General features: G+C 29.5%; 11 protein-coding genes and 1 tRNA gene. 11 read left to right on the top strand and 1 reads right to left on the bottom strand.

Going from position 1 to position 9,941, the window contains the following annotated elements:
• Positions 1-80 precede the first annotated feature (80 nt).
• From atpG to mreB, 9 genes are all read left to right on the top strand, one after another.
• Positions 81-932 carry an ATP synthase F1 subunit gamma gene (gene atpG / locus Q1J60_RS10090; protein WP_300261666.1) on the top strand — a complete coding sequence of 284 codons (852 nt, stop codon included), beginning with the start codon at positions 81-83 and terminating at the stop codon, positions 930-932.
• Between the two features lie 13 nt (positions 933-945).
• Positions 946-2,343, top strand: coding sequence for a F0F1 ATP synthase subunit beta (gene atpD / locus Q1J60_RS10095; RefSeq protein ID WP_300261669.1), 1,398 nt, complete (start codon positions 946-948; stop codon positions 2,341-2,343).
• 15 nt (positions 2,344-2,358) lie between these two features.
• A complete protein-coding gene (locus Q1J60_RS10100) occupies positions 2,359-2,760 on the top strand; it encodes a F0F1 ATP synthase subunit epsilon (RefSeq protein ID WP_300261670.1) in 402 nt (133 codons plus the stop codon).
• A gap of 182 nt (positions 2,761-2,942) precedes the next feature.
• Positions 2,943-3,587 carry a hypothetical protein gene (locus Q1J60_RS10105; protein WP_300261673.1) on the top strand — a complete coding sequence of 215 codons (645 nt, stop codon included), beginning with the start codon at positions 2,943-2,945 and terminating at the stop codon, positions 3,585-3,587.
• Between the two features lie 22 nt (positions 3,588-3,609).
• Positions 3,610-4,875, top strand: a complete 1,266-nt coding sequence (gene murA, locus Q1J60_RS10110; protein WP_300261676.1) for a UDP-N-acetylglucosamine 1-carboxyvinyltransferase — start codon at positions 3,610-3,612, stop codon at positions 4,873-4,875.
• Between the two features lie 110 nt (positions 4,876-4,985).
• Positions 4,986-6,008: a stage II sporulation protein D gene (gene spoIID, locus Q1J60_RS10115; RefSeq protein WP_300261679.1), complete on the top strand. Its 1,023-nt coding sequence runs from the start codon at positions 4,986-4,988 to the stop codon at positions 6,006-6,008.
• Positions 6,009-6,116: 108 nt separating this feature from the next.
• Positions 6,117-6,887: a peptidoglycan DD-metalloendopeptidase family protein gene (locus tag Q1J60_RS10120; RefSeq protein WP_300261682.1), complete on the top strand. Its 771-nt coding sequence runs from the start codon at positions 6,117-6,119 to the stop codon at positions 6,885-6,887.
• A 75-nt stretch (positions 6,888-6,962) separates the two neighbouring features.
• The gene (spoIIID, locus tag Q1J60_RS10125; protein WP_003452341.1) at positions 6,963-7,214 is read left to right on the top strand and encodes a sporulation transcriptional regulator SpoIIID; all 252 of its coding nucleotides are present in this window, start codon (positions 6,963-6,965) and stop codon (positions 7,212-7,214) included.
• Between the two features lie 90 nt (positions 7,215-7,304).
• Entirely contained in the window at positions 7,305-8,342 is a 1,038-nt protein-coding gene (gene mreB / locus Q1J60_RS10130; protein ID WP_300261685.1) for a rod shape-determining protein MreB, read from the top strand.
• Positions 8,343-8,380: 38 nt separating this feature from the next.
• Here mreB and yyaC read toward each other — a convergent pair whose 3' ends face one another.
• Positions 8,381-8,911, bottom strand: coding sequence for a spore protease YyaC (yyaC, locus tag Q1J60_RS10135; protein WP_300261688.1), 531 nt, complete (start codon positions 8,909-8,911; stop codon positions 8,381-8,383).
• Positions 8,912-9,010: 99 nt separating this feature from the next.
• Here yyaC and Q1J60_RS10140 point away from each other — a divergent pair, with 99 nt between their 5' ends.
• Both Q1J60_RS10140 and Q1J60_RS10145 read left to right on the top strand, forming a co-directional pair.
• A complete protein-coding gene (locus Q1J60_RS10140) occupies positions 9,011-9,661 on the top strand; it encodes a hypothetical protein (RefSeq protein ID WP_300375556.1) in 651 nt (216 codons plus the stop codon).
• 162 nt (positions 9,662-9,823) lie between these two features.
• Positions 9,824-9,899: transfer RNA gene (locus Q1J60_RS10145), tRNA-Thr, on the top strand.
• The last annotated feature ends 42 nt before the right edge of the window (positions 9,900-9,941 follow it).

Raw genomic sequence — 9,941 nt, forward strand, 5'->3', positions numbered from 1 at the left:
AATATTCTTAATGTAAAATAAGAGCATAGCTTTTTAATTAAAGCTATGCCCACATTTTTAAGAATGGAGGTGGAGCTTAAATGGCAGGTGCAGGACTTTTAGAAATTAAAAGAAGAATAAAAAGTATCAAAAACACAAGAAAAATAACAAAAGCTATGGGACTTGTTGCCACTTCTAAGTTAAGAAAAGCTAGACAAAAACTAACTGAAAACAATCAATACTTTAGTAGTCTAGATGAAATTGCTAGAGAATTAATCGGATCATTAAATAGCAATAATAATCCTTTACTTAAACCAAATGATAATCCTAAAAAGTTAATAATATTATTAGCATCAGATTCAGGATTATGCGGTGGATTTAATGGTAATACTGCGGCTTTTGTAAGAGATAAATATGAAGATAATCTTGAAAACATAGAAGCAGTAGTAGTAGGAAAAAAAGGTATCCATTATGTTAAGAAAAACAAGATTTCTACTTTAGCAGAATATGTTGATTTAGGAGATACACCAAACGTTGGTGATGCATCAACTATAGTGAATAAAGCTGTTAGAGAATTTACTGATGGAAATTTTGGAGAAGTAAGTTTAGTTTACACTAAATTCTTTTCACCTGTTAAGCAAGAGGTTGTTGAAGAAAAATTATTACCATTAGACTTAACTGGAGAAAAAGGTCAAGTTTCTTTCTTAATTGAACCGGATGAGGATGAAATAATAGATTCATTAGTTTCATCATACTTAAAAGGTAAATTCATGAATGCTATGTTTAATTCAAAAGCTAGTGAACAAAGTGCTAGAATGCAGGCAATGGACGGAGCAACTAAAAATGCCGATGATTTATTAAACTCATTAGATGCTAAGTACAATAGAATAAGACAAAGTATCATAACACAAGAGATATCAGAAATTGTTGGTGGAGCAGAAGCACAAAAATAAGGAGGTACTCAAAATGTCTAATAATATAGGTAAAGTAGTTCAGGTTATTGGACCCGTTGTAGATATAAAATTTGCAAATGATGAACTTCCTAATATATTTAATGCAATACACATAAAAATGGACGATGGAAAAATCTTAGTTTGTGAGGTAGAGCAACACGTAGGAGACGATATAGTTAGAACTATAGCTATGGAGGCTACTGAAGGACTAAGAAGAGGTGTAGAGGCTGTTGATACAGGAGCACCTATATCAGTACCAGTTGGTGAATGCGTATTAGGAAGAATATTTAACGTATTAGGTAAACCACTAGATAGTGGAGCTGAAGTTAAAAATGAAGAAAAATATCCAATTCATAGACCAGCTCCATCATTTGAAGAGCAATCAGTTGTTCCTCAAATGTTTGAGACAGGAATAAAGGTTATTGACCTTTTAGCACCTTACCAAAGAGGAGGAAAAATCGGTCTATTTGGAGGTGCTGGTGTTGGTAAAACAGTTCTTATTCAAGAGCTTATAAACAACATAGCTAAAGAGCACGGTGGACTTTCTGTATTCACAGGAGTTGGAGAAAGATCAAGAGAAGGCAATGACCTTTACTATGAAATGATGGAATCAGGAGTTATAAAGAATACAGCATTAGTATTTGGACAAATGAACGAACCACCTGGAGCGAGAATGAGAGTTGCTTTAACAGGACTTACAATGGCTGAGTACTTCAGAGACCAAGGTCAAGACGTGTTATTATTTATAGATAACATATTCAGATTCTCACAAGCTGGATCAGAAGTTTCAGCTTTATTAGGAAGAATACCATCAGCTGTTGGTTACCAACCAACTCTTGCTACAGAGATGGGAGCTCTTCAAGAGAGAATCACATCAACTACTCATGGATCAATTACATCAGTTCAGGCGGTATACGTACCAGCCGATGACTTAACTGACCCAGCTCCAGCTACAACATTTAACCATCTTGATGCTAAGACAGTTTTATCAAGAAGTATAGCTGAAATAGGTATTTATCCAGCTGTTGATCCACTAGATTCTTCATCAAGAATATTAGATCCAAGAGTTGTTGGAGAAGAACACTATGAAGTTGCTTCAAAAGTTAAGCATATATTAGAAAGATATAAAGAACTTCAAGATATAATAGCTATACTTGGTGTTGATGAGCTTGCAGATGAAGATAAATTAATCGTTGCTAGAGCGAGAAGAATACAAAAATTCTTATCACAACCATTCACAGTAGCAGAGCAATTTACTGGAATGCAAGGTAGATATGTTCCAATAAAAGAAACTATAAGAGGTTTCAAAGAAATATTGGAGGGTAGACATGATAATGTTCCTGAATCAGCTTTCTTATTTGCTGGAACAATAGAAGAAGTACTAGAAAAAGCTAGAGCAATGGCCCAATAAAAGGGGTGAATAAAAATGAATAAATTTAAGTTAGTTGTTACAACACCAGAAAGAGTTCTTATTTCAGGTGAAGTTTCAAGAGTCTTATGTAAAAATGCTGTTGGTGAGTTTGAAATATTAGCTGAACACGAACCTTATTTAACAGCAACTGTTCCTACTGTTACAAGAATAGATGATGAGAATGGTGAAAGTAAGTATTTATTTACTTCAACAGGGTTAATGAAGGTTCAAAACAATGAAGTTACCTTTTGTGTAAATTCAGCAGAGTGGCCTGAAGAAATAGATCAAGCAAGAGCTATGAATGCTAAGCAAAGAGCAGAGGAAAGATTAAAAAATAAGACTGATAATCTAGATGAAAAGAGAGCTAAGTTAGCCTTAGCAAGAGCTATGTTTAGATTAAAGTTAAAAGAAATGTAATTTATATAAAGCATACAGGAAACTGTATGCTTTTTTTATATTGTGATTATACTTCTTAATAAATATTTTTATGTAATTAATAGAACTTTTTCAGATTATTATAATATATTGGTAATGTAAAAGGGATTTGTTGTATAAAAATACTATCCTTGACAATAATTAAAAAGAAGGGTGGTATATTAATGAATAATAATATTTTGTTAGTAGCATTATTTTGTTTCTCTCTTATTTTTAGTACAAGTACTATTAACTTAGACAATAAAGTTTATTCAAAAGTTGAAGAAGAGATTTGCAATATAGAAGAGTATGGGATGAAAATAGAATATATTACAAATGAAAATATAAAAAATCAATTTAATAATATTAGTGATTATTTTAAATTTGAAAATTTTAATAGTATAGTTGAAAAAGAAAATGAGATATATTTAAATAGTTCAAAAGAAGACTTTAACTTAGATATTAATCTAATAGAAGAAAATTCAAAAAGTAGAGTTCAAATAGTAATTGTTTCTAAAAATAGAATTAACTTTGATAGTATTAAGAAATATTTTCAAGTTTTTGATAATAAAAACATAAAAAATATAAAGTATTATACTTATATAAAAGGTGATATTAGAGAGAATAATAATATAGATGAAATTGAAGAAAAACTTATAAAATCAATCGGTAAGAGTAAGGTAAAAGAAAAACAAAGAATAAATTTGGAGAAAGGAACTACAGGAATAATTAATCTTAAGAGTGATTACCAGTTTAATTACTCCATTATGACATATGAAGAAGGTAGGAAGTTGATTTTAGGAACTCCTATCATATTCACAACATATTAAAATAATTTTAATGGAGGATAATATGGATAAAATAGTAGTAAAAGGTGGAAATAAATTAAAAGGAGAAGTAAATATAAATACAGCTAAGAACTCAGTTTTACCAATAATCGCAGGAAGCATATTAGCTACTGATGGTGTACTAATAAATGAATTACCCATGTTACAAGATGTTTTTACAATTTGTAATGTTATGGAGCAATTAGGGTATAATTTGAAAATAGATAAGAAAGAAAATAAATTAATTGTACCACCGCTAAATAAAGATCCTTTAATTCCAAATGAGGATTTAGTTAAAAAAATGAGAGCTTCATTTTTAATAATGGGACCAATGATAGCTAAATATGGAGAGTTTAAGTTAGCTAGGCCAGGTGGATGCAATATAGGTTCTAGACCAATAGAATTACACTTGAAAGGTCTTAGAGCATTAGGCGCTGAAGATAGAAATTGTGGTAATGGATTTGTATGTATAAAAGCAAAGAAATTAATTGGAAGCAAGATATATTTAGATTTTCCATCAGTTGGGGCAACAGAGAATATAATGATGGCAGCAACTATGGCTAGAGGAACTACATTAATTGAAAATGCTGCTCAAGAGCCAGAAATAACTGATTTAATTAATTTTTTAAATTCTATGGGAGCTAAAATTTATATTGAAAAACCAGGCAAAATAATAATAGAAGGTGTGGATTCATTAACTTCAACTGAGTACACTCCTATATATGATAGAATAGAAGCTGGAACATTTATGGTTGCAGCAGCAATAACAGGATCAAAAATAAAAATAAATGGAGTAAATAAGGATCATTGTTCAGCTATAATGTCTAAATTAAAAGAAGTTGGAACAGAGTTTTTTGATGTAAATAATGAAGAAAACAGTATAATAGTAAAAGGGAATGAAGAAATAAAACCAATCAACATAAAAACAATGCCTTATCCAGGATATCCTACTGATATGCAATCACAAATGATGAGTTTATTGAGCGTAGCAAAAGGAAGTAGTATTATAACAGAAAGTGTTTTTGAGAATAGATTTATGAATGTTGATGAATTAAGACGTATGGGTGCAAATATACAAGTTGAAGGAAGATCTGCTTTAATTGAAGGAGTAAATAATCTTACTGGATGTGAAGTTAAAGCAACTGATTTAAGAGCAGGAGCTGCTTTGGTTTTAGCTGGACTTGTAGCAAAGGGAGAGACAATAGTTACTGATATATATCATATAGATAGAGGTTATGTTAAAATAGAAAATAAGTTCAGAGCTTTAGGCGCTGACATAATTAGAATATAAGTCAACAGCAATGCTGTTGACTTTTTTGATTTAAATAATTTTATTATAAGTTCGAGTTTTAGAAAACTTAGCATATACATAAAATGTATTAATAAGTTTTAGGAGGATCTATGATAAATAGAAAAATTTTAAAGTCAGCAATTTTTATTGGTGTAATTATAGTGATTATATCTTTTATACCAATATTTTTTGGTTTTTTATCTAGTTCAAGTATGAATGAAAATAATAATAAGGTAGAGAAAGTTGAAAATAAAAAGTTAGTTGATGTAGTTAACTTAAAGGAAGTTGAAGTTTACATATCTAAAGAAAATAAAGTGGAAAAAGTACCATTAGAGGAATACGTATTATCTGTAATTTCAAGTGAAATGTCAGCTACCTTTCATGAAGAGGCATTAAAAGCTCAGTCTATTTTAGCAAGAACATTTGTTATAAATAAATTAATTTCTGGATGTAGTAATATAAAAGAAGGAAATATATGTGATACTACTCATTGTCAAGTATACTTAAATATTAATGAAAGAAAAAAAACTTGGGGTGAAGATGGCGAAGAATATTTAAAAAAATTAAAAGAGGTTGTTAAAGAAACAAAAGGAAAAGTTCTAGCATATAATGATAAGTTAGTAAAATATCCTCAATATTTCTCTACAAGTTCAGGAAATACAGAGGATGCAGTTTCTGTATTTTCAGAAGACGTACCTTATTTAAAATCTGTTGAAAGCCCAGGAGAAGAAATATCGCCTAAATATGAGAGTGAGATTAGTCTTTCTTTAAGCGATTTTAAAAATAAAATTAAAAAAGATATTCCTAATAGTAATTTAGGAAAGAATATAAATGAAGAAGTTAAAATATTAAACAGGAATACTGGGGGGACTGTAGATGATATAAAAATAGGAGAAGCTGTAATTAAGGGAAAGGAGTTTAGAAAAATACTTTCATTAAATTCTGCTAATTTTACAATAGAAATTTTAGATGACAAAATAAACATAAAGTGTTTAGGATATGGACATGGTGTTGGTATGAGTCAATGGGGAGCTAATGTTATGGCTAGGGAAGGTAAGAAATATGATGAAATATTAGAACATTATTTTAAAGGAAGTAAAATTGAGGAAAGTAATAAAGTTTTAATAGATTAATAGACGAGCAAGCAAAATTTATTTGCTTGTTCTTTTTTTATAAAAAAGATTTATATATGTGTATTAATTTAGGATAAATGGACAGAATTAGAAACGGAGGTGTTGAAAATGAATAAAAAAGACCAATTTAAGAGATTTATTAAAAATGATGGATTTTATGTAGTTTTATTTGTTTGCTTATGCTTAATAGCAACAGTTGGAGTGGTAGTAGCAAATAAAAGTGCAAATAACACAGTAGATGAAAATATAGCAGAAAATACTATAGAAAATACAGAAGATAATAGTGCTACAACTGGAAATACATTTGATGATGCTGAATTAGTTGAAGGAAAAACAGAAGCAACAAATGATTCAGAAAAAACTGCATCTAATGAAGCTAACATTGAAGAAACAAAGCAAGAAGCAAATAATGCTGATGATTCAGTAGCTACTTCAAATCAAAGTAAAAGCTTTATATCACCAATTAAAGGTGGAGTTATAACAAGAGTATATAACTTAGAGCCTAGATTAAATGAATCAGGTCAAAGTGCATCCGTTTATAAAGGAATAGATATAGAAGCTGCTGAAGGTACTGAAGTTTTAGCAATTGGTGATGGTAAAGTTGTAGAGGCTGGAAAAGGTAATTCGAAAGAAGGATGTTTTGTTAAAATAGAGCATCAAAACGGTATTGTTGGTTTTTATGGAAACTTAGATCCGGAAATTAAAGTTAAAGAAGGAGATAATGTTAAAAAAGGAGATTCTATAGGAAAGATTGGGAAAACTATTCAAAATAGTCCAAGTGATAGAGTTTCTGAGAATTATTTAATGTTTCATATGGAAAATTCTAAAGAGCCAGTAGATCCACAAAAATATTTAAAAGATATTCCTGTAAAAGAATAATTTAGTACATAATCAGCTGTTTATTAAAAAACAGCTGATTAAAAATTTAAAAATATTTTTAAGGAGGTAAGGTTCTTGAAAGATTATATTGAAGAGAGAGTTTTAGAAGTAGCTCAGTACATTATTTATTCAAGGGCTACTATACGAAAAACAGCTAAAGTTTTTGGTGTAAGTAAGAGTACAATACATAAAGATATGACTGAAAGATTACCTAAGATAAATCCTGATATAGCTGAGGAAGCAAAAAGTATATTAGATTTAAATAAGGCTGAGAGGCATATAAGAGGTGGAAAAGCAACTAAGTTAAAATATAAAGTTGTTGAATGATGAAAATATTCCTTATATAATAAAAATTAGTATTTATGTATATTTTGATAGAAAATAATAATTATTATTATATATTAGGGAGTTGTAGATATGTGGTTTTGGAAAAACGGTACAGATATGGGAATAGATCTTGGAACAGCAACAGTTCTTGTCTATATGAAAGATAAAGGTATAATCTTAAAAGAGCCATCAGTAGTAGCTATAGACAAAAATAAGAATAAAGTTCTAGCTGTAGGAGAAGCTGCAAGGCAAATGATAGGAAGAACACCAGGAAATATAGTAGCATTAAGACCAATGAAAAATGGTGTTATATCAGACTATGAGATGACAGAAGCAATGTTAAAGTATTTCATTAAAAAGGGAGTTGGAAATAGAAGAATATCAGCACCAAAAGTAATGATATGTATACCTTGTCAAGCAACTGGAATTGAAAAAAGAGCAGTTATAGATGCTGCAAAGAATTCAGGAGCTAAAAACGTGTATCTTATAGAAGAACCATTAGCTGCTGCCATAGGAGCGGGATTAGATATATCAAAGGCTAGTGGACATATGGTTGTAGATATAGGTGGCGGAACTGCAGATATAGCTATAATATCCTTAGGTGGAATTGTTATAAGAGAATCTGTAAAAGTAGCTGGAGACAGATTTGATGAAGCTATAATTAAATTTGTTAGAAGTAAATATAAACTTATGATTGGTGAGAGAACAGCAGAGGAATTAAAAATAAATGTTGCCACAGCTGTTGAAGGTAATAGAAATGAGTTTATGGAAGTAAAAGGAAGGAATTTAGTGACAGGCTTACCAGGAATAATAACAGTAGATAGTGAAGAGCTTAGGATGGCCTTAAAAGGTGATGTTAGCATAATTGGTGAAGCTGTACACTCTGTTCTTGAAAAAACACCACCTGAATTAGCTGCTGATATAATAGAAGAAGGAATTCTTATGACTGGTGGAGGCTCTTTATTAAATGGATTAGACAAGTTTATTGAACAAAGGACAGGCATTAAGGTTAGAGTGGCTGATGAGGCTGTAACATGTGTAGCTGAGGGAACAGGTAAAGTTCTAAAAACATTTGAAAAATTAAATTTAGGTATGGATGATTTAGAAGTAAAATTAATTGATGAGTAAAATTAACTATATATCTCTTAATATTAAGAGATATATAGTTAATTTTTTTTGTTTTTTAAATAATAGGCATGCATTAAAGAATCTACAATAACTTTAGACATATCTAATATAAAGCTTAATCTAATAGGTCTACTTGTAAATGAATCTATGTTTTCGTAGGAATCAACTATAGCTATTATAGATATATCTCCTACACTTCTTAAAGTTTTACCAACTCCCTTTCCAGGATAAACAGGTTCGTTTCTAATATGAATTTCACCAATAGATTTAGGGTCTCCTAGGCAAGCATCTATAGCTATTATTTTATAGCCTGGATAACTTTTTAGTATTTCAGTTATTTTTTTATCTAAATTAAGAGCGTGGATAGGAGAGTCAAGTGTACCAAATACAGTTAAAGGAAAGAATTTATTTTTTAATAAAGTACCAACTAGTGGACCTAAGCAATCACCTATGCATTTATCAGTTCCTATACATACTATAATTGTTTTTTCATCTATATGATTTTTTAAAAAATTTGAAATCTCGTAATATGCTAGATAATTTTCATAGTAAGTTTTTATTCTATTCAAGGCTTCACCCCCTCATTAATTATATGAAGGAAGAATTAGAAATATTAAATTGAAGTATAAAAAAGATTTTAGGTGGTAATTATTAAAATGGAGGTGAATATGTTTATGAATAAAGGATTTTTAAGTTTTTTAGTACTCTTTTTTACCACAGTAATAATGGGAGTAATGATGTATTTTGTTAACTTAAACTATGAGCAAGTTAAATTTGAAGTAGATAGTGTAAAAAATGAAAGGAATGAAATTTTAGACTTTAATGAAGAGGAAAATGAGAGAAAGTCTATAGAAAACAATAAAGAAGATTTAAAAGAAAATAAAGATGAAGAAAATATAAGTGAGAATAATCATAAGAAAAGCAATAATTTAGATCAATCTCAATTAAAAGAAAAAAAAGAATTAGAAGGTAAAACTAAAGAAAATGTTGAAAATATCAAAAAAAATGAAAAGTACAAAGAAAAGATAGAATTAGGGAAGTCTTTAGAAGAAAGCAAAGAAGTATTTAAAGTAGATAAATATTCAATTCCTAATAAGATAAATAAAGTAGATAAGTTTAAATTAATGGCTATTGCCAAAAATTTATCTTTAACTGATTATGGAGTTTTATTAGAACATATTAAAAGAAGTGATGAGTTAGAGGCTGCTGTTGATATATTTAAAATACTTAAAGATAAATTAGGTGATAAAGAATATAGAGAAATGAAAGATATATTAAATCCATACATAAATATTGAGTTAATCGAAGAAAAAATATGAATAAAAAAGGAAGTAAATAGAAGTAATTAAGAGTATATTGAAAATAAATTAACATAATATCTTAAAATAGTCTAAAATTAAGTTTGAAATAAAAAGCATAACAATATATACTAAGTCTTGTCGATTGGCGGTGAGCCAAAACGATATAGAAAAAATAAATGCGCTGGTGTGGCTCAATTGGCAGAGCAGCTGACTTGTAATCAGCAGGTTATCGGTTCAAGTCCGATCATCAGCTCCATAAGTGGTGGAATTCCCGAGTGGCCAAAGGGGGCAGACTGTA

The sequence above is a fragment of the Clostridium sp. genome (assembly GCF_029258205.1).
Taxonomy (GTDB): Bacteria; Bacillota; Clostridia; order Clostridiales; family Clostridiaceae; genus Sarcina.

Coding starts and splice junctions, on each gene's coding strand:
- atpG (WP_300261666.1), top strand. CDS start 81: ATGGCAGGTGCAGGACTTTTAGAAATTAAAAGAAGAATAAAAAGTATC.
- atpD (WP_300261669.1), top strand. CDS start 946: ATGTCTAATAATATAGGTAAAGTAGTTCAGGTTATTGGACCCGTTGTA.
- Q1J60_RS10100 (WP_300261670.1), top strand. CDS start 2,359: ATGAATAAATTTAAGTTAGTTGTTACAACACCAGAAAGAGTTCTTATT.
- Q1J60_RS10105 (WP_300261673.1), top strand. CDS start 2,943: ATGAATAATAATATTTTGTTAGTAGCATTATTTTGTTTCTCTCTTATT.
- murA (WP_300261676.1), top strand. CDS start 3,610: ATGGATAAAATAGTAGTAAAAGGTGGAAATAAATTAAAAGGAGAAGTA.
- spoIID (WP_300261679.1), top strand. CDS start 4,986: ATGATAAATAGAAAAATTTTAAAGTCAGCAATTTTTATTGGTGTAATT.
- Q1J60_RS10120 (WP_300261682.1), top strand. CDS start 6,117: ATGAATAAAAAAGACCAATTTAAGAGATTTATTAAAAATGATGGATTT.
- mreB (WP_300261685.1), top strand. CDS start 7,305: ATGTGGTTTTGGAAAAACGGTACAGATATGGGAATAGATCTTGGAACA.
- Q1J60_RS10140 (WP_300375556.1), top strand. CDS start 9,011: ATGTTTATGAATAAAGGATTTTTAAGTTTTTTAGTACTCTTTTTTACC.